25 protein-coding genes are annotated in these 25600 nt (G+C 61.9%); 15 read left to right on the top strand and 10 right to left on the bottom strand.

What is annotated here, in order from left to right; all coding sequences use genetic code 11:
• Positions 1–15: 15 nt before the first annotated feature.
• The 7 genes from A0W34_RS07755 (at position 16) to A0W34_RS07785 (ending at position 7287) form a co-directional block, all read left to right on the top strand.
• A complete protein-coding gene (locus tag A0W34_RS07755; RefSeq protein WP_020906730.1) occupies positions 16–891 on the top strand; it encodes a branched-chain amino acid ABC transporter permease in 876 nt (291 codons plus the stop codon).
• Entirely contained in the window at positions 891–1919 is a 1029-nt protein-coding gene (locus A0W34_RS07760) for a branched-chain amino acid ABC transporter permease (protein ID WP_047268869.1), read from the top strand. Before A0W34_RS07755 ends, A0W34_RS07760 begins: the two co-directional genes overlap by 1 nt.
• A complete protein-coding gene (locus tag A0W34_RS07765) occupies positions 1916–2689 on the top strand; it encodes an ABC transporter ATP-binding protein (RefSeq protein WP_007735383.1) in 774 nt (257 codons plus the stop codon). The genes A0W34_RS07760 and A0W34_RS07765 overlap by 4 nt, the downstream gene beginning before the upstream one ends.
• Before the next feature lies 1 nt (position 2690).
• Positions 2691–3395, top strand: a complete 705-nt coding sequence (locus A0W34_RS07770) for an ABC transporter ATP-binding protein (protein WP_047268870.1) — start codon at positions 2691–2693, stop codon at positions 3393–3395.
• A gap of 9 nt (positions 3396–3404) precedes the next feature.
• Positions 3405–5045: a class I adenylate-forming enzyme family protein gene (locus tag A0W34_RS07775; RefSeq protein WP_047268871.1), complete on the top strand. Its 1641-nt coding sequence runs from the start codon at positions 3405–3407 to the stop codon at positions 5043–5045.
• Between the two features lie 68 nt (positions 5046–5113).
• The gene (locus A0W34_RS07780) at positions 5114–6133 is read left to right on the top strand and encodes an alpha/beta hydrolase (RefSeq protein ID WP_081557547.1); all 1020 of its coding nucleotides are present in this window, start codon (positions 5114–5116) and stop codon (positions 6131–6133) included.
• A gap of 131 nt (positions 6134–6264) precedes the next feature.
• Positions 6265–7287, top strand: coding sequence for an alpha/beta hydrolase (locus A0W34_RS07785; protein ID WP_073512147.1), 1023 nt, complete (start codon positions 6265–6267; stop codon positions 7285–7287).
• A 5-nt stretch (positions 7288–7292) separates the two neighbouring features.
• Here A0W34_RS07785 and ramB read toward each other — a convergent pair whose 3' ends face one another.
• The 4 genes from ramB to A0W34_RS07805 form a co-directional block, all read right to left on the bottom strand.
• Positions 7293–8705 (bottom strand): acetate metabolism transcriptional regulator RamB, encoded by a 1413-nt coding sequence (ramB, locus tag A0W34_RS07790; RefSeq protein ID WP_003941547.1) that lies wholly within the window; start codon positions 8703–8705, stop codon positions 7293–7295.
• 125 nt (positions 8706–8830) lie between these two features.
• On the bottom strand, positions 8831–10090 hold the full coding sequence (fmdA, locus tag A0W34_RS07795; RefSeq protein ID WP_042923284.1) for a formamidase: 1260 nt from the start codon (positions 10088–10090) through the stop codon (positions 8831–8833).
• A 94-nt stretch (positions 10091–10184) separates the two neighbouring features.
• On the bottom strand, positions 10185–10472 hold the full coding sequence (locus A0W34_RS07800) for an FmdB family zinc ribbon protein (protein ID WP_037129638.1): 288 nt from the start codon (positions 10470–10472) through the stop codon (positions 10185–10187).
• 79 nt (positions 10473–10551) lie between these two features.
• On the bottom strand, positions 10552–11175 hold the full coding sequence (locus tag A0W34_RS07805) for a serine/threonine protein kinase (protein ID WP_223304378.1): 624 nt from the start codon (positions 11173–11175) through the stop codon (positions 10552–10554).
• Positions 11176–11679: 504 nt separating this feature from the next.
• On the opposite strand from A0W34_RS07805, the gene aceA reads away from it, so the two are divergent.
• From aceA to A0W34_RS07830, 4 genes are all read left to right on the top strand, one after another.
• A complete protein-coding gene (gene aceA / locus A0W34_RS07815; RefSeq protein ID WP_003941533.1) occupies positions 11680–12969 on the top strand; it encodes an isocitrate lyase in 1290 nt (429 codons plus the stop codon).
• 184 nt (positions 12970–13153) lie between these two features.
• Complete coding sequence (locus tag A0W34_RS07820; RefSeq protein WP_003941541.1) at positions 13154–14050, top strand: 3-hydroxybutyryl-CoA dehydrogenase; 897 nt, start codon at positions 13154–13156, stop codon at positions 14048–14050.
• A gap of 91 nt (positions 14051–14141) precedes the next feature.
• A complete protein-coding gene (metE, locus tag A0W34_RS07825; RefSeq protein ID WP_003941510.1) occupies positions 14142–16448 on the top strand; it encodes a 5-methyltetrahydropteroyltriglutamate--homocysteine S-methyltransferase in 2307 nt (768 codons plus the stop codon).
• Between the two features lie 72 nt (positions 16449–16520).
• Positions 16521–17561, top strand: a complete 1041-nt coding sequence (locus A0W34_RS07830) for an NAD(P)-dependent alcohol dehydrogenase (protein WP_003941488.1) — start codon at positions 16521–16523, stop codon at positions 17559–17561.
• A gap of 37 nt (positions 17562–17598) precedes the next feature.
• On the opposite strand, the gene A0W34_RS07835 is transcribed toward A0W34_RS07830, so the two are convergent.
• Together A0W34_RS07835 and A0W34_RS07840 are read right to left on the bottom strand one after the other, a co-directional pair.
• On the bottom strand, positions 17599–18393 hold the full coding sequence (locus tag A0W34_RS07835) for an RNA polymerase sigma factor SigF (protein ID WP_003941515.1): 795 nt from the start codon (positions 18391–18393) through the stop codon (positions 17599–17601).
• The gene (locus tag A0W34_RS07840; RefSeq protein ID WP_003941553.1) at positions 18390–18821 is read right to left on the bottom strand and encodes an ATP-binding protein; all 432 of its coding nucleotides are present in this window, start codon (positions 18819–18821) and stop codon (positions 18390–18392) included. The genes A0W34_RS07835 and A0W34_RS07840 overlap by 4 nt, the downstream gene beginning before the upstream one ends.
• Before the next feature lie 391 nt (positions 18822–19212).
• On the opposite strand from A0W34_RS07840, the gene A0W34_RS07850 reads away from it, so the two are divergent.
• On the top strand, positions 19213–19656 hold the full coding sequence (locus A0W34_RS07850; RefSeq protein ID WP_007735372.1) for an STAS domain-containing protein: 444 nt from the start codon (positions 19213–19215) through the stop codon (positions 19654–19656).
• A gap of 68 nt (positions 19657–19724) precedes the next feature.
• Here A0W34_RS07850 and A0W34_RS07855 read toward each other — a convergent pair whose 3' ends face one another.
• Positions 19725–20993: a glycosyltransferase gene (locus A0W34_RS07855; protein WP_003941555.1), complete on the bottom strand. Its 1269-nt coding sequence runs from the start codon at positions 20991–20993 to the stop codon at positions 19725–19727.
• 120 nt (positions 20994–21113) lie between these two features.
• Between A0W34_RS07855 and A0W34_RS07860 the strand changes: the two genes are divergently transcribed.
• A complete protein-coding gene (locus A0W34_RS07860) occupies positions 21114–21527 on the top strand; it encodes a DUF6292 family protein (RefSeq protein WP_003941464.1) in 414 nt (137 codons plus the stop codon).
• Positions 21528–21549: 22 nt separating this feature from the next.
• Here the strand turns inward: A0W34_RS07860 and A0W34_RS07865 are convergent, their stop codons facing one another.
• Positions 21550–22119, bottom strand: coding sequence for a DUF2231 domain-containing protein (locus A0W34_RS07865; protein ID WP_003941554.1), 570 nt, complete (start codon positions 22117–22119; stop codon positions 21550–21552).
• A gap of 114 nt (positions 22120–22233) precedes the next feature.
• Between A0W34_RS07865 and A0W34_RS07870 the strand changes: the two genes are divergently transcribed.
• Complete coding sequence (locus tag A0W34_RS07870) at positions 22234–22455, top strand: hypothetical protein (protein ID WP_039973486.1); 222 nt, start codon at positions 22234–22236, stop codon at positions 22453–22455.
• Between the two features lie 16 nt (positions 22456–22471).
• Here A0W34_RS07870 and A0W34_RS07875 read toward each other — a convergent pair whose 3' ends face one another.
• Positions 22472–23326, bottom strand: coding sequence for a polyphosphate kinase 2 family protein (locus A0W34_RS07875; RefSeq protein ID WP_054827968.1), 855 nt, complete (start codon positions 23324–23326; stop codon positions 22472–22474).
• A gap of 57 nt (positions 23327–23383) precedes the next feature.
• On the bottom strand, positions 23384–24118 hold the full coding sequence (locus A0W34_RS07880) for a TetR/AcrR family transcriptional regulator (RefSeq protein ID WP_003941527.1): 735 nt from the start codon (positions 24116–24118) through the stop codon (positions 23384–23386).
• A 170-nt stretch (positions 24119–24288) separates the two neighbouring features.
• Between A0W34_RS07880 and A0W34_RS07885 the strand changes: the two genes are divergently transcribed.
• Positions 24289–25569, top strand: coding sequence for a DUF445 domain-containing protein (locus A0W34_RS07885; RefSeq protein WP_020968906.1), 1281 nt, complete (start codon positions 24289–24291; stop codon positions 25567–25569).
• Positions 25570–25600 lie beyond the last annotated feature (31 nt).

The following is a 25600-nucleotide window of genomic DNA, read 5'->3' on the forward strand; positions in this document are numbered from 1 at the left end:
CCGAGGAGCTTTGACATGACAGACGCACAACTGTGGCTCGCAGCCATCGAGATCGGTGCCTTCTTCTCTCTGATAGCCCTCGGAATGTATCTCGTGGTGGTCGGCGCCGACTTCTTCAACTTTGCGATGGGCCCGTACGCTATGGCTGCGGCAATGGCGTCGAGTTGGGTCGCGATCAATTACGGGCTCGCTCTCTGGATTGCCATGCCGCTGGGGATCGCGGTAGCGGTGGCGCTGTCGATCTTGACGGAAAAGCTTGTGGTCAAACAGGTTCAGAAGCGTTCGGGTCGTGGGGAACTACCGGCGTTGGTGGCGGTGACCGCAGTACTGTTCGGGATCCAGCAGCTCGCCGGCACGGTCTTCGGCCGCACACCACTTCCCGGGCAGAAGATCTTCGACTTCGATCCGATATCGGTACTCGGTGCGACCGTCGACAGTTCGACCGTTGTACTCGTCGTCGGAACTGCCGTGATCTTCGTCGGTATCGGACTGTGGCTGAACCGGTCCACCTCGGGCCGTCTGCTACGCGCCGTCGGCGACAGTCCGGATGCCGCCCGCGTCCTGGGCTTGCCGGTGGATCGGGTACGCCTCATCGCGTTCACCCTCGCGGGTGTGATCGCCGCCGTCGCCGGACTTCTGTTCGCTCCAAAGGCCGGTGTTCAGTTCACGAGCGGTCTGTCATGGACGCTGACGGCATTCATCGCACTCGTCATCGGTGGTACCGGCCGAAGTTGGGCTCCGCTGATCGGCGGAATGGTGTTGGGCGTCGTCCAGGTATTCGCCCCGTACTACTTCGGTGCGAGTGCTGCTCAAACCGCGATTCTGTTGATTGCCCTGGTGTTCTTCGCTTTCCGTCCGGAAGGCTTGCTCTCGAGGAAGGTTCGCGTCTGATGGCCTCGCTTTCTACCAGTCCGCTGACGTCAAATCCGCCCACTACATCCGGCCGTTCCCGGACGAGGATGCTCGCCCTGTCACGAGAAGCGCTGATCACCGTGGTCGTGGTTGCTGCCGTGCTGCTGTGGATGGGGCCGAGTCTGTACCGGCAGGATCTGGTGTTCCTCGCTGCGACGTATTCGCTGATCGCACTCGGCATGTACGTGCCATTCGTTCTCGCGGGATCACTGTCGATGGCGTACAGCGCTTATGCGGCGATCGGCGCGTATGCCGTTGCGCTGATCTCGGTTCGGACCGGGTTGTCGATGTGGTGGGGATGGATTCTCGGCGCCCTCGCCGCTGCAGCGGTTGCAGTACTCCTCAGCTTGGCAACGCAGAAACTCTCCGGCTTCTACCTTGCCGCGGTGACCTTGTTGTTCGGTATCGCTTTCGAGCACTGGTTGATCGACGGGCCGAGTTTCACCGGCGGGTCGGCCGGGATCTCGGGCGTCGAGACTGTGACGATGTTCGGCTGGGAGCCACCGCGCTACGCATTGGTCGTGTTCGCGATCTTGTTCGTGTGTCTGATCGCGGTCACTGTCGATCGACTTCGGAAATCGGTGTGGGGGCTGATGTTGCAAGCTGCCCGCGACAATCGTAATGTCGCACGGTCTTCCGGCGTCAATCCTGCGCACCTGACCGTTGTGGCGCTGGCGATCGGTGCCGCGATCGCGTCGACCGGCGGATCGCTTTTCACCGTGTCGGTGCAGGCTGTCACTCCTGAAACCTTCACTCTCAGTATTGTTTTCCTTGCGATCTTCATGCCGATCATCGGCGGTCGCGGTTCGGCGTGGGGTGCTCCGCTCGGTGCATTGATCGTGGTGATCGTGACGCTGAACATGCCTGGGTACCAGGGAAGCGGCGAACTCCTGCTTGCCGGAGCCGTCCTGGTGATCCTCATCGTCGCGCCTGGTGGGGTGATCGGGTGGAGTCAGAACGTTCTGGGTCGAATGAACCGTCTGTACAAGGAGCGTGGCAATCGATGACTCGGCTACTCGAAGTGAGCGGGCTCCACAAGTCCTACGGAGGCGTCCGCGCTGTCGACGATGTCTCGTTCAGCGTCGGACCGGGAGAGGTGATCGGACTGGTCGGCCCGAACGGGGCAGGCAAGACCACACTGGTGGACTGCATCTTCGGCACTCAGCAAGCAGACTCCGGAACCGTCGCGCTCGCGGGTGCTCCCTTGACCGGGCCGTCGGAGCGCCGTGCACGGCAAGGGCTCTCGCGCACGTTTCAACATCCGCAGCTCGCGGCGGAACTCGACGCCGTCGACAACATCATCCCGGGACTGTACGGGCACAAGATCACCTCACCTCTGCACTCGCTGTGGTGGGCGATCAAAGGACCTTTCGAGAACTGGGACCGGACAGCACAGCGGGCCCGGGAGATTGCTGCGCGATACTCGGTCACCGACGTCGAGAGTGCTTGCGGGGATCTCAGTTTGGGGGCGCAGCGTCTGGTCGAGGTGGCGCGGGCGATGGCGACCGAACCCGAAGTCCTCCTGTTGGACGAACCGTTTGCCGGCGCGGATCACGACGGCATCGCTGCCATCTCCGGTGCCGTGCGATCGATTGCCGCGCAGGGCAAAGGAGTAGTCCTGGTTGATCACAACGTCGATCTCATCGCGGCGCTCGCAACCAAGATCGTGCTGCTCAATTTCGGATCAGTGGCGTTCTACGGACCACCGCAGGAGTGCTTGGCCAGCGACGCGATGCGAGAAGTCTATTTCGGTTCCGAATACGAGGAAGGCGCCTGACATGCTCGAACTCGACAGAGTCACAGTTCGATACGGATCCGCTGTCGCCGTCCGGGAAGTCTCCCTTGCCGCTCCCGCCGGTGAAGTGACAGCGATCGTCGGGCCGAACGGTGCAGGCAAGACCAGCTTGGCGGGATCCATCTACGGCTCGGTTCCCGCCACCGGGACAATGAAATTCGATGGTCGAGAGATCCAGAAATTATCGGCACTGGATCGTGTCCGCAGCGGATTTGCCTACGTTCCCCAAGGCCGGCAACTGTTCATGCGAATGTCCGTTCGCGAGAATCTACGCGTGGGCGCAGACCTGCTGGGATTGAAAGCCGAAGCCGTGGAAACAGCTTTCGAGAGGTTCCCGATCCTGCGTGAACGCTCGGAGAGTTATGCCGGGGTCCTCAGCGGTGGTGAGCAGCAGATGTTGGTTCTGGGGCGGGCCCTTCTGGAAACCCCGAAGGTGTTGCTCCTCGACGAGATGATGACAGGACTGGCACCGAAAATCGTCGCGGAGCTGCGAGCATTGGTCGGGGGTCTGGCCGCCGAGGGTGTGACCGTCATCGTGACGGAACCGGCACTTACTGCACTGAAATCGGTTGTCGACCGCGGATATGTCATGCAGCGCGGCGAACTCGTCCGCGAATGCGATTCCGCAGCGACACTGGACAACGCGTACAAACAATCGATGGGCGTCCTCAGCGCCGACGGGAGATGATCGACGATCATGCTTGAAACGAAGACACTCGACTTCACCGTCGGTGAATTCGCCACGAATCCGGACCGCTTCGCCGGCGTCAGCATCAGCGAAATGGTCAGGCATTGGTCTGAGACCATCCCGGACGAAACCGCCTTTGTCACTCCGGAATCGAGGGTGTCGTGGAAGCAGTACGACGCGGCTGCCGATGCGATCGCGTCGGCGCTGGATCTAGCTGGTGAGGGATACGGACATGTAGCCGTGTTGCTCCCCGACACCGCTGTATTCCATGCGGCTCTCTGCGCAGCATTTCGTACCGGCCGCGTCGCCGTCGGAATCGGTTCGCGCTCGGGCATTCGCGAGATCTCTCATCTGATCGCCCGCTCGGAAGCCTCCGTACTCGTCACCACTCGCACGCTGCGCGGCGTCGATACCGCCGAACTCGTGGCGAGTCTGCGGGCAGAGCATCCCGGACTGGACGTCGTCTTCGCCGACGAACGCGCCGACGTGAGTTTCGAACGCGTGAGCGCAAACGGCGAACTCACCTCGTTGCCGGTCGAGCTAAAGCAGTTCCCCGCAACCAGTCCGTGTTTTGTCACGTCAGCCGTTTCGATGCTGAACTCGACCTCCGGCACAACGGGCCTACCCAAACTGGTCACACAAACCGAGGATCGTTGGGTTGGTTTCTCCGAGATTGCCGCCGAGGCGGCGGCGATCGGTTCGGATGAGGTGTTCCTCGGCGCGGTTCCAGCACCTTTCGGATTCGGCCTCTGGACTTCGCATTTCCTGCCGGCACTACTCGGTGCTCGCAATGTCGTCATGGAACGCTTCGACGTTTCGGTGATGATCGAGTTGATCGAGCGCGAACGGGTGACTGCTTTGAATTGTGTGAGTACACAATTCAAGATGCTGTTGCGTTCGGAGGCCGCGGAATCGGCCGATCTCTCGTCACTTCGTTTCATGTTCACCGGTGGTGAAGCCGTGCCCTATTCGGAGGCGCTGGCATTCGAACAACGTACCGGAGCGGCTGTCCTGCAGTTCTACGGATCGAACGAAACCGGCGCCGTCTCGGTGACGACGGTTTCGGACGATTCCGACACCCGACTGAAGACGTGCGGCCACGTCATCGATCGCATGCAAGTTCGTGTATTCGACGATGCGGCAAAGGAAATGACCGGCTCCGTCCGCCGCGGTCAGCCTGGGGTGAACGGACCGCTGATGTGTCAGGGCTATTGGGGGGACACCGATGCGAACGACGAGTTGTACACCGATGACGGTTGGATGCTTCTCGGCGACATCGTCGAGATCGACGAGACAGGACGGGTGCGTGTGGTCGGGCGCAAAGCCGACATCATCATTCGTGGCGGCAAGAACATCTCCGCGGTCGAAGTCGAGGAGTACGTGCGCGCGCACCCTTCGGTGGAGTTGGTCGCCGTGGTCGGGGTCGACGATCCGCTGTTCGGTGAGAAGGTCTGTGCGGTCGTCGTGTCCGCCGATGACGATCTGAGTTCGGAGGATCTGACCGCCTGGCTGCAGAGCCGAGGAGTGACCCGCGAGTACATACCCGAGTACGTGATGACGGTCGCCGAATTGCCGATGGCGGCAGGCGGCAAAGTAGCCAAGGGTGAAGTCAAGGCACTCGCGCAGAGGCGGATCGCTGAACTCGGCTGATCGCACTTGGCGGTACCGGCTTCGCGTTACGCTGATCCGGACATTGTGCCGAGAGTGAAGGAAACCCGATGACGAACCCTTCACCGCATCGGTGGCGCAGGCGCTTGCTGTGGGCTCTGGCAATTGTGTTCGTTCTGGTCGGAGCCGTGGTTCTGGCCTTCGTTCTGAGCCCGAGACCTGGCGCACTCACCGTGCGATGGGTCTTCGATCGTGATGCGGTGAAAGTCACCGAGGCGCTCGAGAAGCACGCGCCCGAAGGCGTCGACTCGATCAAGGACCAGCAGTACCGCGCCGATGACGACGACGCATACCTGGATGTCTACTTTCCCGCAGCGACGACGACCGCATTGCCTACGGTGATCTGGACTCATGGCGGTGCCTGGATCTCGGGAAGCAAGTCCAACTACGCGCCGTACTACGAGTTGCTGGCCTCTCGTGGCTACACCGTTGTGTCCCTGGACTACTCACTCGGACCTGAGCACCACTATCCGACTGCGGTGCGGCAGCTCAACGACGCTCACGCGTACGTCGTCGCGAATGCGGAACGGCTGCATGTTGATCCGACGAAGATCGTTCTCGCCGGTGATTCTGCGGGAGCGCAACTCTCGAGTCAGCTCGCCACTCTCATCACTGATCCCGCGTATGCGAACCGTGTGGGCGTGGTCCCGTCGCTGCGGCAGGATCAGTTACGTGGAGTAATCCTGAACTGTGGAATCTACGACGTCGGGAACATGGTCGGCGGACCCGGCATCATCGGTTGGGGAGTTGATCGGTCCCTCTGGGCGTATACCGGCGTGCGTGACTTCATGAGTACCGACGCAGCGGATCAGATGTCGACCTTGAACTACGTCACCGATCGATTTCCGCCTGCCTACATCAGCGGCGGCAACGCCGATCCGTTGACGGATTCTCAGTCGAAACCGATGGCTGACAAATTGACCGGGTTGGGAGTTGCGGTCGACACACTGTTCTATCCGGCCGATCACGTTCCGGCGCTCGGGCACGAGTATCAGTTCGATCTGGACAATGCCGACGGTCTCACTGCGCTCGATCGCACGGTTCAGTTTCTCGAGGCTCATACCGGCTAAATGTCGGATTGTGGTGAACCACTGAGAAAATGGTCATTTTGGACAAAGCTCCGCGGGTGCGTTGCCAGGGAATTCTCAACTAGTCCTTTTGGTCTAGCCTGGGTGAATCCGATCCGACCCCAGGAGTTGTTGTGCGCGCGTCTTCCCCCGACAGACGGCGAAGGCGCATTGTCGGAATCGCGGCGGTATTCGTCGTCATTCTGCTGTCCGGGGTAACCGCGGCACTCGTCAGTCCGTGGCCAGGAGTTCTCCTCGTACGGTGGATGTCAGCGGGTGGCTCCGAAGCGACTCACGCACAACTCGACAGGCATGCACCGTCAGGAATCGTCTCGATTCTCGATCAGTCGTACCGCGACGGCGACGACGATGCACAACTGGACGCGTACTACCCGTCGGAGTCCACTTCGGCGCTACCCACGGTGGTCTGGGTGCACGGCGGTGGCTGGATATCAGGCTCGAGAACTGATGCCGACGGTTACTACAAACTGTTGGCAAATCAAGGCTTCACTGTGATTTCGGTGGACTACTCACTGGGACCAGATGCGTATTACCCCACCGCAGTGAATCAGCTGAACGACGCGTATCGATTCATCGTGAGCAATGCGGACAGGTTGCATGTCGATTCGACCAATCTCTTTCTTGCGGGAGATTCGGCAGGCGCGCAGTTGTCCAGTCAGTTGGCGACCGTCATGACCAGCCCTGACTACGCGTCGGAAATGGGTGTGGAGCCGGCATTACGTCCCGAGCAGATACGCGGAGTTGTCCTCGACTGTGGGGTCTTCGATCTGAAACCGCTGCTGTCACAGGGGAAGTACTTCGGTTGGGGCGTCGACAAGCAATCGCTGTGGGGGTACCTCGGAACGAGGGACTTCGACGGGTCGACTGCAGTGCGTCAGATGTCGACACTGGGTCATGTGACCTCGGACTTTCCAGCGACGTTCATCACCGGCGGAAATGTCGACCCACTGACTGCCAGCCAGTCGAAACCCATGGCAGAACGGCTCGCCGATCTGGGCGTCGAGGTCGATGCACTGTTCTACCCGGACGATCACGAGCCTGCACTCGACCACGAATATCAGTTCGACCTCGACACCGTCGACGGGGTGATCGCGTTCGATCGCACAGTCGCGTTCCTGCGCGACCACGTGCGTTAGCGCGGTCAGCGAATCACGTACGGCGAAATCGAACTCCGGTGCTCGCTGATGTCGAGGTCTTTACCCAACGGAGGGAAGGCACGCTGCGGACAATTGAGGCGTTCGCAGACACGGCAGCCCGAGCCGATCGGCGTTCCCGGATTCGACTCGTCCAGATCCAGACCGTCGCTGTAGACGAGTCGGTGGGCGTGTCGAATCTCGCATCCCAATCCGATGGCGAAGATCTTTGCGGGCTGTCCGTATCGAGCCGCTCGACGTTCGACCGTGCGAGCAACCCATAGGTATCGGCGGCCGTCGGGCATCTGTGCGATCTGAGGCATGATCTTGCCCGGATACGAGAACGTCTCGTAGACGTTCCACAGCGGACACGTACCGCCGCTGGTGGAGAAGTGGAATCCGGTGGCGGACTGACGCTTCGACATGTTTCCGGCACGATCGACACGCACGAACATGAACGGAACCCCGCGAAGTTTGGGGCGCTGCAGGGTCGAGAGGCGGTGGCAGATCGTCTCGTAGCTCGCGGAATAGAAGGCGGACATACGCTCGATGTCGTACCGGAAGTCCTCGGCAACCTCGTGAAACTGGCTGTAGGGCAGCACGGTGGCCGCGGCGAAATAGTTGGCCAAACCAAGCTTCGCCAGGGAAACCGACGCTTCGCTGGTGAAGTTGCCCTCGGCCACCAACGAGTCGAGCAGGTCGCCATGCTCGAGGTATGCGAGTTCTGTCGCGAACTTGAAGACCTGTTGCCCGCCGGAGAGTCGTGCGGAAATTTCCAGGACCCTGGTGTCCGGGTCGTAGCGATGAAGTATGTTCTCGCCCAAGTCGACTCGTCGAACGATCTGCACGTCATGGACGGACTCGAGGCGTCTGGCGATCTCGCCGGCGACGTCGCCACGGTGAAAGCGCATCCGGGCAGTGAGTTCTTCGGCCGCGGTGTCGAGATCGTGGATGTAGTTCTGTCGCTGATAGAAGTAGTCGCGCACTTCCTCGTGCGGCATGGTGATCGAACCGCTGCCGCTGCCGTCGGAGAAACGGTCCTCCGTGGCTGCGGCGAGCTGCGCCGTCGTGTTCCGGAAGCGGCGATGCATGTTCACCATCGCCTTGGCCAGGCCCGGGTGGGTGGAGACCATCTCCGCGATTTCGTGGGCGTCGGCGTCGATACCCATCTCTTGATCGAGGGCAACTTCACGCATTTCCGCGATCAGGCGTGTGTCGTCCTGCGGGGAGAAGAAGGTGGTGTCGACACCGAAGACTTCACTGATTCGCAGGAGCACCGGCACGGTGAGTGGCCGGACGTCGTGCTCGATCTGATTGAGATAGCTTGCCGAGATCTCGAGCGTCTTGGCCAGCGAAGCCTGACTCAACCCGCGCTCGGTCCGCAGTTGGCGGAGCCGGACACCGACAAAGGTTTTCGACATTTTCCCAGGATACGAGTGACAGTCCGGCTTCGCAAAGGTGGGTTCGCAGTCTTCGCACAGGGGCTCCGCCCCCGTGAGTGGTTGAGGAGCCTCGGCACTCCCTAACCACTCACGGGGCCGGAGGCCTAGACCCTGTTCTCCGAACGCGGGGCGCCGATTCCGGGATCGATCTGGAACGGCCCGCTCGACGAGGGTGCAAGGGGGAAGTCGAAGATCGCAGTCGGGAGATAGACCGTCGAACACGAGTTGGGGATATCCACGACACCCGACAGGCGGCCCTCGATCGGCGCCGCGCCGAGTAGCAGGTACGCCTGCTCTGGCGCGTACCCGAACTTGGTCAGATACTCGATCGCATGCAGGCACGCACGCTGGTAGGACAGATGTGAATCCAGGTACTTCTGTTCGCCGTCCAACGTGACGGAAGTGCCCGAGAACGCAAGCCACTCGGAATACTGCGGATCCGTGTTGCCCGGCATGAAGATGGCGTTCTCGGAAACACCGTAGGTATCCATTCCGCCCTTGATGATGTCCACACGAAGATCGATGAAGCCGCCCATCTCGATGGCACCGCAGAAAGTGATCTCACCGTCGCCCTGGGAGAAGTGAAGATCGCCGACCGACAGATTCGCACCGTCCACGAACACCGGATAGAAGATTCGGCTGCCCTTGGTGAGGTTCTTGATGTCCTGGTTTCCGCCGTTCTCACGCGGGGGAGCGGTACGAGCCGCCTCGCCGGCCACGCGTGTGTACTCGTCACCGGTCAAGGTTCCCAGTACTGCATCGCGGGGCTCGGGCGGAAGTGCAAGCGGGGGAACCCGATTGGGATCGGTGGCAATGAGGGCGCCCTCGCGGGCATTCCACTTGGCGAGCAAGGCTGCCGACGGAGCCGTGCCCATGAGTCCCGGGTGGACGATGCCCGTGAACGAGACGTGCGGAATGTGACGCGACGTCGCCGTTTGGCCGGAGAAATCCCAGACGGCCTTGTACGCGTCGGGGAACTGTTCGGTGAGGAAGCCACCGCCGTTGTTCCGAGGGAAGATGCCGGTGTACCCCCAGCCTTGTCCGGCCAACGGACCCGAATCTTCTTGGGGGATAGGCCCGATATCCAAGATGTCGACGATCAAGAGGTCGCCGGGCTTCGCGCCTTCGACGGCAAAGGGGCCGGACAGCGTGTGGACCGTGGTCAGTGGTGCATTGAGAATGTCGTCGGCTGAGTCGTCGTTGTGTATTGCGCCGTCGAACCATTCGCGGCAATGGACACGAAACGCATCACCGGGTTTCACCGTCACCGCCGCTGGGATGTCCGGGTGCCACCGATTGTGGCCGACGATTGCCTGGTCGGTGAATTTCTTGGCGGAATCGAGTGGAAACAGCAGTTCAGGCATATGCACTCCTCATTCTCGAAGAAACGGAAAACTCGTGGCGGCAGGACTTTCGTGTCGGATCGGGACTCACGGCGAGGGCGCGCGGTGAGGACGCTCAGGGGCGAGGTAGCTTGCGGTGCAACGGATTGGATGTCGTCGGCGCAGATTGCCGGCCGCGGCCGGGTAGCGACCCACTGACCACGGCAGGCTCGTGAGCCGATCGAGCAGTGCTGTCCAGTAGACCCATCGCGGCCGACGACGCGTGACTCAACCGGGGAGACGAGACCACCCGCTTGGACTCGAGACTGCACTGGGGGCAAGTAATCGACTGGGGCACTTCGGCCATCGCGAACGACCGCTCGAGCGGGCCGCAGCCGGTACAGCGAAACTCGTACAGAGGCATGCGGTCACGCTATCGGAGGATCCGTAAGTGCGACACTGGAACGACACGCACCGGGTTGCCGATGCCGCAATTGCGCCCGTCAGCGCAAGTACACAACCGCGTTGTCTCCGCCGGTACAGGTGACGATGCCGGAGGTCACCTTGCATGCCATCGTGTACTCCTTGCCGGTCACCGGACTACGTGCGGACACGGTGCTGGATGCACCGGTTGCACCGGAGTTCCCGTAGGCGATCCGAACCGCCTCGGCAAACTCACATGAAGTTTTGCCCCCACTTGTCGCGGACTCCTTGTAACTTCCGGCCGGCTGCCCGCCGGGGCAGGCGGACGCACCGGCCGGGAAGTTCGCGGCGCGTGTGGTCGTCGGGGATGTCGTGCTGGGAGCGGTTGTCGTGGTGCCGGGTGTGTTCGCGGCGCTGATGGTGGTGTGGGCGGCGCCACCGGCGGCCGAGTTGGGGACGTCCTTCGGCCAGAGGACCCAGGCAAGCCCGCCGAAGAGAGCCAACACAGTGATGACTCCGATTACGGATACCGGAATCACCCAGCCGGGCCGACGCGGCGGCGGATTTCCACGTGGCGGTGCAGGCGGGAATCCCTGGGGCGGGGGATACGACTGCGGCGCGGCTCGGTAGCCCAACTGCGGCGGCTGTGGACCGGATTGCGACCATGCCTGGTTGTTCGGTGGCCGCTGATAGTTGTCCGGCACCGCTTTATCGCCCGGTCGGGGGCGTCGAACGACAAGTCATGGTTCGACAGCATATGGCCGGCGAATGGGTTGTCTGTGGCTTTCTGACGGGTAGATCCCTGGAATCGCCCGAGCGAAGGCTGTTGCCGAGGAGTGATTGCGGTCACTCGCGGGTAGTGAAGTTGGCTCCGAAGTAGCGGACAGGCCTGTTCCGAGTGGCGTGCGAACTGCCGGAATTCGCAAGCGGCAGAGTTGAGTGCATTTCGTTCACAGCCTGCGGTTTCTTTCCTACTCGCCAGTACGGAACCTGTCCGATTGGGTAGTACCAGCCGCGTAGGAATCTTCACAGACTTAGCAAAGTGTGTTGAAAAGGTAGCGAAGATTGGCATTAGCAACAGGTAGACGGCACTTTTTCGATGTGCCATTCTCGGTAAGTACACAAGAAGGGCCTGGCAAGTATGTGAAGTAGTACGCACGTACTGCTCACAACAGGCCGGACCAGCAGATCAAAGAGATGGAGTCTTGATGTCGACCACCGGCACCCCGAAGACCGCAGCTGAGCTCCAGCAGGATTGGGACACCAACCCTCGCTGGAAGGGCGTTACTCGTAACTACACGGCCGATCAGGTCGTCAAGCTCCAGGGCACCGTCGTCGAGGAGCAGACCCTCGCTCGTCGCGGATCCGAGATCCTGTGGGATCTCGTGAACAACGAGGACTACATCAACTCCCTCGGTGCACTTACCGGCAACATGGCTGTGCAGCAGGTTCGCGCCGGCCTGAAGGCCATCTACCTCTCCGGTTGGCAGGTTGCCGGCGATGCGAACCTCTCGGGCCACACGTACCCGGACCAGAGCCTCTACCCGGCCAACTCGGTTCCGACCGTCGTCCGTCGCATCAACAACGCACTGCTGCGCGCCGACGAGATCGCCAAGACCGAGGGTGACACCTCCGTCAGCAACTGGCTCGCTCCGATCGTTGCCGACGCCGAAGCCGGCTTCGGTGGCGCTCTCAACGCTTACGAGCTGCAGAAGGCCATGATCGGCGCCGGCGCTGCCGGTGTCCACTGGGAGGATCAGCTCGCTTCGGAGAAGAAGTGCGGCCACCTCGGCGGCAAGGTGCTCATCCCCACGCAGCAGCACATCCGCACCCTGACCTCGGCTCGCCTGGCTTCCGACGTCGCGGACGTTCCGTCCGTCATCATCGCCCGCACCGACGCTGAGGCCGCAACCCTCATCACCTCCGACGTGGACGAGCGTGACCGCCCGTTCCTCGACGGAACCCGCACGGCTGAAGGCTTCTACGGCGTCAAGAACGGCATCGAGCCCTGCATCGCTCGCGCCAAGGCTTACGCACCGTACGCAGACCTCATCTGGATGGAGACCGGCGTGCCGGATCTCGAGGTTGCAAAGAAGTTCGCCGAGTCCGTTCGCAGCGAATTCCCGGACCAGCTCCTGGCCTACAACTGCTCCCCTTCCTTCAACTGGAAGGCGCACCTGGACGACGCGACCATCGCGAAGTTCCAGAAGGAGCTCGGCGCAATGGGCTTCAAGTTCCAGTTCATCACGCTGGCCGGCTTCCACTCGCTCAACTACGGCATGTTCGACCTTGCCTACGGCTACGCCCGCGAAGGCATGACGGCATTCGTCGACCTGCAGGAGCGCGAGTTCAAGGCTGCCGAAGAGCGTGGCTTCACCGCCATCAAGCACCAGCGTGAGGTTGGCGCCGGCTACTTCGACACCATCGCCACCACCGTTGACCCCAACACCTCGACGGCAGCTCTCAAGGGCTCCACCGAAGAGGGACAGTTCCACTAAGAACTGACTTCGGGTGGGGGAGAGGCTCGGCTTCGGGTCTCTCCCCTGCTTGTATCACCGCACTACTTTCTCTCGTCTTCAAGGCAGTTCCGATTGCGTCGGCCACCAGCGTCGACGCAGTTCGAAGTGCTTGTTTTGCAACACCTTCACCAGACAAACTCCACGAGACAAACAAGGAGCTGACGTGACCAGCGAAAAAATTCAGCGCGTCGGCGTTATCGGCGCCGGAATCATGGGTGCCGGAATCGCCGAGGTGTGCGCCCGCGCACATGTCGATGTTCTGGTCTTCGAGCAGACTCGCGAGCTTGCAGCAGCCGGGCGTTCACGCATCCTGCGTTCGCTCGACCGCGGCGTGAGCAGCGGAAAGATCACAGAACGTGAGCGTGAGCAGGCCGCATGGCGTCTGCGTTTCACCTCCGATCTGGGAGATTTCGCGGACCGCCAGCTCGTCGTGGAGGCCGTCGTCGAAGACGAGAAGATCAAGAGCGAAATCTTCGCCGAGCTCGACGCGGTCGTGACGGACCCGGATGCGGTTCTCGCGTCCAACACGTCGTCGATCCCGATCATGAAGCTCGGCATCTCGACCAAGCGTCCCGAGCGAGTCATCGGCATGCACTTCTTCAACCCGGTTCCGGTTCTGCCGCTCGTCGAATTGGTGACGACGCTCAAGACCAGTGCCTCCGTCTCGCAGCGCGCCGAGGCTTTTGCCAGCGACATCCTCGGCAAGCAGGTCGTCCGCAGTGCCGACCGCTCCGGCTTCGTCGTCAACGCACTCCTGGTGCCGTACCTGCTCTCGGCGATCCGCATGGTCGAGTCGGGCTTCGCGACCAAGGAAGACATCGACAAGGCAACGGTTCTCGGCCTCGCGCACCCCATGGGTCCGCTGGCTCTGACGGACCTGGTCGGACTCGACACCGTCAAGTCCATCGCCGACTCCATGTACGAAGAGTTCAAGGAGCCGCTGTACTCCGCTCCGCCGTTGCTCCTGCGTATGGTCGAAGCCGGCTTGACCGGCAAGAAGTCCGGCGCGGGCTTCTACGAGTACGCCGACAACGGTCGCTCCACCAAGCAGGCAAGCTAAGGCCCAACGCCCCTGTGCGCCTTTCTGGTAGTTCCGGCTACCACAAAGGCGCACAGGGCGCTCGCGCCCCTCGGTTAGAAAGGTCGACCGCATGTCCAGCAGCACTGCAGCATTCGGCTCCAGCGTCCTGGGGTATCCGCGCATCGGGCCGCGCCGTGAGCTCAAGCGCGCCCTCGAGTCCTACTGGCACGGCACTTCGGACAAGGACGCACTTCTCGCGGTCGCCAAGGAACTCCAGGAATCGACCTGGAGCGAATTGGCTGCGACGGGATTGAGCCAGGTTCCCGGCAACACCTTCTCCTTCTACGATCACGTGCTCGACAATGCGCTGCTCTTCGGCGCAGTGCCGGAGCGGTTCAAGCCGCTCGAGGGCGCCCTCGAGCCGCTCGATTTCTACTTCACGATGGCCCGCGGCCGCCCGGACTTCCCGCCTCTCGAGCTGGTGCGCTTCTTCGGTACGAACTACTACTACCGTCAGCCCGAGATCGACGCGAACACGGTGTTCTCGCTCAACTCGGATGCACTTCTCGACGAGTTCGAACGTGCGAAGGCGCGCGGCATCGAATTGCGCCCCGTCATCATGGGGCCCGTCTCGCTGCTTCTGCTTTCGAAGGTCGGACCTGCCACCGAGAAGTCCGATCCGAACTTCACCCCGCTCGACCTGTTGGACGCGCTCCTGCCCGAGTACGAGAAGCTCTTCGAGCAGCTCGCCAAGGCCGGTGCGACCTGTGTTCAGTTGGACGAGCCTTCGGTCACCGAGGACCGCACCCCCGAGGAGCTAGCCGCTCTGGGACGTGCGTACGAGAAGCTTTCGACGGCCCCGCTGCGCCCGCGCCTGTTGGTGACGGGTCCGTACGGCAAGTTCGGCGAAGCCCTCAACATCTTGGCGCCCACCAAGATCGAAGCCTTCGGTCTGGACCTGGTGCACGGCAAGATCACGGCCGAGGAACTGGCCGCGGTGCCGAACATCAAGCGCAAGCGCATCTACGCGGGCGTCGTCGACGGTCGCAACGTCTGGCGCGTCGACAGGTTCAACACCTTGACGTACCTGAACGAACTCAAAGACGTTGTGCCTGACCTCGTCGTCTCCACGTCGTCGTCGCTGCTGCACGTGCCGTACGACGTGCTCTCCGAGTACGACATTCCGGGAGACGTCGCAGACCGTCTGGCTTTTGCGAAGCAGAAGGTCGGCGAAGTCGTCTCACTGGCGAAGGCGCTCACCGAAGGTCCTTCGGACAAGTGGCGTAAGCGTCCGACGAAGGTGCACTTCAAGCTCAAGCACGCTGTCCGTGCTCGGGTGAACGCGATCAAGCCCGAAGATCGTGTGCGTGCACCGTACGAGGAGCGTCGTAAGGCTCAGCAGGAACGGTTGAATCTGCCCTTGGTGCCGGCCCAGACACTGGGTTCGTTCCCGCAGACCGACGCGATTCGCCAGGCGCGTTACGAACTCGGCCAGGGGCGTTTGGAGTGGGACGACTACTACAAGCGCATCCAGGAAGAGATCGAGCGCACAATCCGTCTGCAAGAGGACATCGGTCTCGATGTTTTCGTGCACGGCGAGCACGAGCGCAACGACATGGTCCAGTACTTCGCCGAACTGCTCGAGGGCTATGCCTTCACGCACAACGGTTGGGTTCAGGCCTACGGATCTCGTTGCACGCGTCCGCCGATCCTCTACGGCGACATCGCACGTCCGAAGCCGATGACGGTCGAGTGGATTGCGTACGCGCAGTCGCTGACCGACAAGCCGGTCAAGGGAATGCTGACGGGTCCGGTCACCATGATCGCCCGTTCGTTCGTTCGCCAGGATCAGCCGCTCTACGAAACGGCAGAGCAACTGGCACTTGTCATTCGAGACGAAATCGCGGATCTCGAAGCTGCCGGAATCGCCATCATCCAGGTGGACGAACCGGCAATTCGTGAACTGCTGCCACTGCGTGAGGACGGCCGGGAGGCCTACCTGGAGTGGGCCGTCGACGCGTTCCGTCTGGCAACAGGTGGAGCGAAGCCGGAAACACAGATCCACACACATCTGACGTACTCCGCTCGGTCGTCGGTGGTCGACGCCATCGAACGGTTGGACGCCGATGTGACGGCTATCGTCGCGACCCGCTCCATCACGTGGGTTCTCGAAGCACTCAAGGAAGGCGCGCTCACGCACGGCGTCGGCCCCGGTGTCTACGAATCTCGCTCGGCTCGGATTCCCGACATCGACGAACTCGACGAATTGCTCACCGAGGCAAGCGAATCGATCTCTCTCGATCGCTTGTGGGCAAATCCGGACGGCGGCCTCAAGACCCGCCATCCGTGGCAACTCGAGCCTTCGCTGCGCAATATGGTTGCGGCCGCGAGGCGCCTGCGTCGTCGGGCGGAGCAAGCCGAGCGCGACGCCGGGTAAGTCACGTAAAGAACAAGTCATGGAGGGGCCTGCGAGTTGCAGGTCCCTCCATGCACGGGTAGGCATGTGTGCATGGTTACTGCTGCTGCTTATGCCGCGACGTCCGCTGACGGTCCCCTCGAGAAGACCACTGTCGAACGCCGCGAGCTCGGTCCACTGGACATTCTCATCGACATCAAATTTGCCGGCATCTGCCATTCCGACATCCACACCGCTCGCAACGAGTGGGGCGGAGCCAAGTACCCGATCGTCCCCGGACACGAAATCGCCGGCGTCGTCGCCGCCGTGGGGTCCGATGTCACCAAGCACAAGGTCGGCGACCGCGTGGGCGTCGGCTGCTTCGTCGACTCGTGCGGGGAGTGCGACGCCTGCACCGCCGGTGAAGAGCAGTACTGCCGCAAGGGTGTGACGGGTACGTACAACGCCACCGGCCGCGACGGCGAGCGCACTCAGGGTGGCTACTCGACGCACATCGTCGTCACCGAGCACTTCGTGCTCTCGATCCCGGAGGGCATCGAACTCGACGTTGCAGCGCCGCTCCTGTGCGCGGGCATCACCTTGTACTCACCGCTGCGGCACTGGAACGCCGGCCCCGGCAAGAAGGTCGCCATCATCGGTTTCGGCGGCCTCGGGCACGTCGGCGTGAAGATCGCCAAGGCGCTCGGAGCGGAAGTCACCGTCCTGAGCCAGACGCTCGGCAAGAAAGACGACGGGCTTCGCCTCGGCGCCGATCACTACTACGCGACCAACGACCGTGAGACGTTCAAGGCTCTTCGCGGCGAGTTCGACCTGATCCTCAACACGGTCTCGGTCAACCTCGACATCGACGCCTACATGTCCTTGCTTGCCATCAACGGCACTCTCGTCGAACTCGGCCTGCCCGAGAAGCCGATCGAAGTTCGAGCATTCTCGCTCGCCGCAAACCGTCGTAGCCTCGCCGGTTCCATGGTCGGAGGTATCCCGCAGACACAGGAGATGCTCGACTTCTGCGCCGAGCACGGCATCGGCGCAGAAATCGAACTGATCCCGGCGAGCGACATCAACGACGCTTACGAGCGCGTGATCAAGAGCGACGTCCGATACCGATTCGTGATCGACACCGCAACGATCTGACCCGCCCGGTCCTGCTCAGTCGAATTGTTCGCGGAGCTCAGTCGAGTTGCTCGCGAAGATTACTCAATGTCTTCGCGAGCAACCTCGACACGTGCATCTGGGACACACCGACTTTCTCGGCGATCTGTGTCTGCGTCAGGTTTCCGAAGAATCTGAGCATCAACACCGTCCGCTCTCGCTCGGGAAGCTTGTCGAGAAGCGGACGCAACGCCTCGTGATTCTCGACGTTCTCGAGTGCTGCGTCGTAGTCACCGAGTGTTTCCACGAGCGGGAGATCGTCGGTGTGATTGGACGCGGCACCGTCGACCGAGACCGTCTGATACGCGTTGCCGGCGATCAAGGCCTGGGCAACTTCTTCGCGTTCGATCCCCAACGTCTCGGCCAACTCGTCGACGGTCGGCGCGTGCCCGAGCTGTTGTGACAGCTCGCTGATGGCCTGCCCGAGTTGGAAGTGCAACTCCTTCATCCGGCGGGGAACCCGCAATGCCCAACCGGTGTCGCGGAAGTGTCGTCGAACCTCGCCCATCACGGTGGGAACTGCGAAGGAGACGAAATCGGATCCGCGCGTGGAATCGAAACGGTCGACGGCGTTGACCAGACCGAGACGCGCCACCTGAACCAGATCGTCGTGTGCCTCGCCACGACCGTCGAATCGTCTGGCGATGTGCTCGGCCAACGGTAGGCATCTGGTGATGAGTGCAGTGCGCACTCGTTCGTACTCCGGGCTGTGGGGCTCGAGGGTCCGCAGTTCCTCGAAAACTGGTATTACGTCCCGATATTCGTCGGTGGACCGCCGACGCGGGCGTGACGGGCCGTCTGCGGAAGCGGTCACAGGCGCCCGCTGAGGGCCTTGGTGAACTTCATGGTGGTGATGTAGCCGACGCCGCCGAGGTTCTCTTCCTGGTCGAGCGAAATCGAATCGGTGAGTTCGGTGAGGATGTGCCACCCGAACGAACGCTGACTGCTGTCCTCGTACTCCGTGGTCGTCGTGGACACGGACACGTGCAATTGCGGCGGCGTGAAGACGAACCGACACACCAGAACCGAATCAGGCGCAGCGCGAACGATCAGATGCGTACAGATTTCGTCCATGGCCAGTTTGATGTCGGCGATGGCGTCGAGGTCGAAGTTTTCCTGAATGGCAACGGTGGCGGCCAGTGCACGCAAAATCGACAGCTGATCGAGAGTCGCTTGAATCCTCAACTCCACAACTGGCTGAGTCTGATCCTGATCGGGCTCGAGTGCGCTGAGGTGTGCCATAAGTTCTCCGGATCGTCGTACCAGGGGTCGCGGTGAAGTCTGGTGCCGAGAACGATACCCATCCCGACCTTCACAGTGACCCCCGAACACGAAATTTGGTCGATGGTGGTGCCGGGGTAAACGACACGATTCTGCTCACGACCGTTGGCGATCGCAACATCGGATTACCTCGCGGAACCGCAGACCAAACCACATTTTTGTTCGGAACACCGAAACGAATGGTCGCAACGCACTTGTGACGTCCGTCATGCTGGCGTACTGTTTCAAACCGAGGTTGAGCACACAGCCGATGAGGGATTTATCCGTATTTCTGGAGACCCGTTCATCGTGCGTCTCCTTCGGAGGTCCCTTCTCTTTTGCAGAGTGTAAACCGTTGCGGGATGGGAGAACCATGACTGTTGTTCCAGGATCATCTATTTCAGGCTTTACGAACGCGGCGAAGGGATCGGTAGACTACGGACCTCCCGCGACCGGGACAGCGACCGCATCGTTTCACGCGCACCGCATCAGTGCACACACCGCTGTGATCAAAGTTCGTGGTGAGATCGATCTGATGAGCGCCAATGCTTTTCGTGACTTCTTGACGTACCACGTGGCCGCGGACCGGACGCTGGTCGTCGATCTATCCGAACTCGAATTCATGGGGACGTGTGGCTTGTCCGTACTGTCGGTCCTGTCGACGCGATCACGCGACGTGGGCGGCACACTCGCGCTCGTCTGCGCCCGCCCGGTGCAAAGGTTGCTCAAAGCAGCTGGTCAGGAGTCGATGTTTGCCTGCTACGAGTCGCTCGATCATGCAATCGGACTCGAAGAGACCCGACGTTTCCCCGCTTGATCACGCAGTTTCAGTCCAAGCTACGTGAAATCACCTTCGTGAATTCAGTTTCGTAGAGCCCGTCAGCGTCAGTGCACTTCACTTCGGTGAGTGCCCTTGTGTTGGCGGGCTCTCGGCGGTGCTGTGACGCAGCGGCCGTAGGTGCGGACCACTTCGGTGGCGACGTGATCCCACGAATACGATTCGCACGCTCGGGCCCGGCTCTGCCGTGCAAACGCCGCGCCTTCGTCCTCGTCGTCGAGAAGATGGCGGACTGCGCGGGCGGTTTCCACCGGGTTGTTGACCGGGACCCGACGCCCGGTGAGTCCGTCGATCACCGTATCCCGCAGTCCGCCAACAGGAGTCGCGACTACGGGAACTCCGCACGCCATTGCTTCCAGCGCCGCGATTCCGAACGGTTCGTATCGAGGGGTGCACACGAGGGCGTCGGCCGATCGCATCAGTTTCGGTAGTTGGCGGTGCGGAACCCGTCCCAACAATTGGACGCGATCTGCGACGCCGAGGCGCTCGGCGAGCTTGACCAAGCGGATCGCCACTTCGTCGGTGCTCAGTTGCGCGACGGGTGGCCCGCCGATCACCACCAACTCCGTATCCGGTAGCGAAGCCAGCGCGGCGACGGCAACATCGAAGCCCTTCTGCTCCACCAGTCTTCCGACGCAGATCAATCGATGCGGTGCGGTTTTCTTCGCGGCGGGTCCCTCCGGGGTGAATGCTTCGGTGTCCACGCCCGAGGGCACCATCGTGGTCCGTGATCGTGGTGATCCCTGCCGGACCAGATCGAAGATTTCGTCCGAACTGGTCGCGATGACATGGGTTGCGCCCCTGGCGATCAACGGTTCCAGGTGAGTCCGCTCCGAGGGGCTGTCGTCGGCTGCTCCGAGGTGGCGGTGCGCCGCAGATCCCAGGGAATGGAATGTCTGAAGTACGGGGATGCCGAGCGATCGGGTCGCGAGTTCCGTTGCCACACCGGACATCCAGAAGTGCGAATGCACCACATCGGGTCGGTCGGTACTCCACTGAGCGCGCAGAATGCTGGCAAAGGTTCCCAGGTGAGGGAGGATGTCGGCATCCGGAAGAGCCTGCGTCGGGCCGGCCTCGAGATAGTCGACGGAGTACCCGGCGCGGGCGCGAACGCGGTCCGGCCCACCGACGTGGGCACGCCTGGTGAAGACGGTGACGTCGTGTCCGGCACGAACCAAGGCGGCAGACAGTTCGTCGACGTGCAGGTTCTGTGCACCGGCTGCCGAGCAGCCCACCGGTGCGAGTGGATCGGCGTTCACCGACACCATGGAGATCTTCAGCATTCGTCCGGGAGCCATAGCGGGCGAGTACTTCATCGGGTCCCCTCTCCACTTGATCGGTTCGTCTGGGGATACCCGGAGTCCGTGATCTGAACCGGGTTTCGACGCGGTCAGCGCTGGGCACATTCCAAACACGATGGCGAGGAGTGAGGTTCGATGACAGAACAAATGCTGGTCGACGCAACCGTCGGACTCGGGTTCGAGCGGTACGTACAACGGGTGGCGGTCGGTGTGGGGGCCGGCATCGAGCAGTGGTGTTGCAGGCGCGAGCACCCTCTGGAGGCTTACATCGCATTGGACCGAACTGTGCCGCGTTTCCCCGGGCGCGAGGTGGCTTTGCTGTGGGAGGAGACGTGCGGTTGGGCCCTGGCCGTGGAGACCAGATCAGGGGAGGACCTCATCGTTCTCGGATATCTGGGCGAACACGCAGTGCCGACCCCGGACGCCGTCGCCGATTTTGCCGCGACACTGGGTACGCGCAGCCCACACTGGGTCATGAACAGACCATTGGCGGATTCGGACGAGACCGCGCGAGAACTGCGGAGCTACTCCGGAAGTGCTTACGCCTGAACAGTATCGAGGTCCGATCGGCTCAGTTGACTACATCCAGGATGGGATCGAGAACCGGAGTCGCTGCAGCCTCGACGGCCGGATCGTCCATGAGCTTGAAAACGATGTGACCACCGAGCGCGCCACCGACACCGACCGCGGTGAGCCCCAGCACCGACAGCACTCGCGCCAGTGCGAGTGAGTCCTTTCCGCGTAGCCTGTACGACGCCGCAAAAGACCAGATCCCCACTGCATTCGACGCCGCGTGCACCAGCCCCACTCGGCGTGCGACGTCGCCACGTTCGGACCAGTCCAGCCATCCCGTCAGCAAAGCCGGCGGAGTCGAAACCAATCCGAGCCCGATCAGCCGTCGTGCAGTCTGCGGATCGCCTAGAACATCGAAGACCAACGAAGCCGTCCACGCGCCCGCGGGAATGGTCACGAGGGCAGGATGGATGGGATGCCCGACGGCGGCGCCGCGCAGAAGTGCGGCGACAGTGCGCGATCGGTCCGATCGCTCCGTGATCTCGAGGATTCTGCGCCTGAGGCCAGTGGACGGACCGTCCAGTCCGCGAGCGGATTCGATTCCGCGATAAAGAGTTCCGATGTCCATGTAATTCGGCTACCCGGCGTAGACGTCGGGAAACCTCGAGGCGGCAGTGTCTTGTCGACCGTCATGCTCCGGCGTACGGTCGAAACGAAAGAGATCCGACCGGAGGAGCGAACGATGAAGCTCAATCTCTTTGCAGCGTGGGCGTCGTATTTCCTGGTGCTGGCCACAGTGGTCTGCCTCGGCAGTTTTCTGGTGGCGGCAGGTTCAGGCCAGGGTGGTTGGGCATTGATCGCCGGCCTCGCCGGCGTCGCGTGCATCGGCCTCGCGGTAGCCCTGTACGCCAGTACTGTGCGTCACGACCACAAAGTGCACCGCGAATCCCCACACCTGTTCTGATCGGGCCTGCTTCTGATCAAGACTGTGCGAGTCGTGCCTTCTCCGCCTCGATGTCGAAGTCGGCAGGGGGCCAGTCGAGATCGAGCTTTTCCAGAGCGTCGATCAGTAGCTCCGTGACCGCAATGCGGCTGTACCACTTCCGATCACACGGCACGACGTACCACGGCGCGTGCTCGGTCGACGTCTTGTCGAGCATTGCCTGATACGCCTGTTGATATGCAGGCCACAAACCGCGTTCGGTCACGTCGCCGGGGTTGTACTTCCAATACTTGTCCGGGCGGTCGAGACGTTCTTCGAGTCGCTTCTTCTGCTCGTCGAGCGAGACGAACATCGCGACTTTCACGATAGTGGTTCCGGCGTCGACGAGTTCCTTTTCGAACTGGTTGATCTCGTCGTAGCGCTTGCTCCAGACATCCTCCGGGACAAGATCGTGGACGCGCACTACCAGGACGTCCTCGTAGTGGGAGCGATCGAACACACCGAGATAGCCGCCGCGGGGGAGTTCCTTCTTGATCCGCCAAAGGTAGTGATGTTGCTTTTCCTCTTCGGTCGGGACGCCGAAGGCCGCGTGCTGAACTCCCGAAGGATCCACGTGACCGATCACGTGTCGGACCATGCCGCCCTTGCCTGCGGTGTCCATTCCTTGCAGAACCAGCAGGACTGAACGACTGTCCCCTGACCGGCCGTTGGCGTACAGCAACTCCTGCAGGTCGGACAGAACCGCGCCGCGCTCCTCGAGCAGACGTTCGCCGTCAGCTTTGTTTCCGGTGAATCCCGGAGTGCTGTTGCGATCGAGTTGATCGAGTTCGAACCCGGGCTCCGCCCGCAGGGTCTTGGCGGCCGGTGTTTCCCACAGCGAGTCTTGCGCCATGCCGAAAGAGTGCCACAGGATCGCGCCCGGCGGCTCGAAAGTTCGGTCTCGGGCGAGTCAGTCCTCGGCAGGCTTGACGAGGGGATGCGGAACCGACTTGAACTTGGCCGGTGATCCGTTGACCGCCGCTATGCCGGTGATGCCGCCCCACGTCATCATCGTGAGGTAGTCGATCAGCGATTCCGCGGACATCGACTTGTTGGAGATCCACCAGTGCGTCGCGAGCTGAATTCCGCCCACGATCCCGAACGCCCACGGCAGCGAACCGCCGGAATCCATCTCCATCTCGCGAAGACGATTGCCCAACACCGTGGAGAGCAATTCGGCGATCATGCGCTCGGAATCGGCAACGACGTCGCGGTTGGCGCCGGCGCCGTTGGCCATGACGTAGAGGTAGATGTCGGGGTCGGATGCCACCGTCTCGACGTATGCGGTGATGCTCGCCTGGGTGAGTTCGAAATCGTCGAGATCGCCACTGATCGCTTCGTAGATACGCGGCGACAGGATGGTCTCGACGTACCGCATCATCGTGGCGGTGGTGAGGTCGCTCTTGTCGGCGAAGTATCGGTAGAGCACGGTCTTGGAGACACCGATCTCGGACGCGATCTCGTCCATGCCGATCTCACGGCCGCGCGCGCGGATGGCGGCGATGGTGCCGTCGACGAGTTCCTCGCGGCGAGCGATCTTGTGCTCACGCCAACGACGCTTCCGACCGTCGGATTTCTCGGGCTTCGCATCAGCAACGACTGGGCCGTCTACCTGCTCGTTGTCCTGCACGGCATTCTTGGCCACGAGTCATCTCATATCTGTGGTGCGAGCCACGTCCGATCGGTCTACTTTCCGGTCCAGCTTAATGTCCGCGCCTTTATCTCGGGCACTCACATCCGCAGTTCGGGGGATTAGGTCCTGCAGAATCGGACTTCGTGTCGCTCGCGCTACGCCGCGTCACACCTTTCGGCACAATGGCGAGGGTGCAGCAACTGAGCCTCTCCGCCTTCGACGACGCCGCCAAGCGTCGGGACCTTCGCAAGATGAAGGTCTTCGCTACTGGCCTTCTGGGCTTCGCGACGGTGGTCTACATCTTCTGCCGGTGGCAGGAATCCCGCGGCGCCGGAGAGTGGGTCGGGTACGTCCGGGCCGCGTCCGAGGCAGGCATGGTCGGCGCGCTTGCCGACTGGTTTGCCGTCACCGCGCTCTTCCGTCATCCGATGGGCCTTCCCATCCCGCACACTGCCATCATCAAGCGTAAGAAAGACCAGCTCGGAGCCAGCCTGAGCTCATTCGTCGGTCAAAACTTCCTGGCTCCCGAGGTTGTGTCGGCCAAGGTGCAGCAGGCGCAGATTCCGCTGCGGCTCGGCACGTGGATGGCCGAACCTGCCAACGCCGCTCGCGTCGCCGCCGAGACGTCGACGGTCTTGCGCGGCATGGTCGAGGTTCTTCGCGACGAGGACATCGCCCAGATCATCGACAACACGATCGTGAAGCGTCTGGCCGAGCCCATGTGGGGACCGCCGATCGGCCGAGTGCTCGGTGAACTTCTCAAGGACAACAAGCAACTGCCGATCATCGAATTGCTTGCCGAGCGGGCACATCAGTGGGCTCTCGGCAGCCAGGAGACGATCGATCGTGTGATCGTTCGCGATTCGCCCGCGTGGTCGCCGAAGTTCGTCGACGCCATGCTGGGGGAGAAGATATACAAGGAACTCGTCGAGTTCACCTGGAAGGTCCGTTCCAACCCCGAACACGAGGTACGCCTCGCCGCCAACCGCTTCCTGATCGACTTCGCCGATGATCTGCAGAACGACCCGGAGACCATCAAAAAGGCCGAGGGGATCAAGGCCGAGATCATGGGTCGCGAGGAAGTGACGGGTCTGGCGTCGTCGACATGGCAGGTTGCCAAGCGGCTCATCATGGAGTCCGTCGACGATCCGAACAGCACCCTGCGGACCAAGGTCGCCGAGAACGTGGCCGGCTTCGGAGTCAGGCTGCGTGACGACGAGTCCATGCGTGAGAAGGTCGACGGCTGGCTGGTGCAGGGCACCAAGTACATCGCGGAGAACTACACCGACGAGATCACTGGAGTCATCAGTGACACCGTCGAGCGGTGGGACGCCGACGAGGCGAGCCAGAAGATCGAGTTGCAGGTCGGTCGAGATCTTCAGTTCATCCGTATCAACGGCACCGTTGTCGGCTCGATCGCCGGGCTGCTGATCTACACGATTTCGACGCTCATCTTCGGCTGAGCTGTCCGATATGTGACGTCCACCACGAGTG

This window comes from Rhodococcus sp. BH4 (assembly GCF_002079265.1).
Taxonomy (GTDB): Bacteria; Actinomycetota; Actinomycetes; order Mycobacteriales; family Mycobacteriaceae; genus Rhodococcus_F; species Rhodococcus_F qingshengii.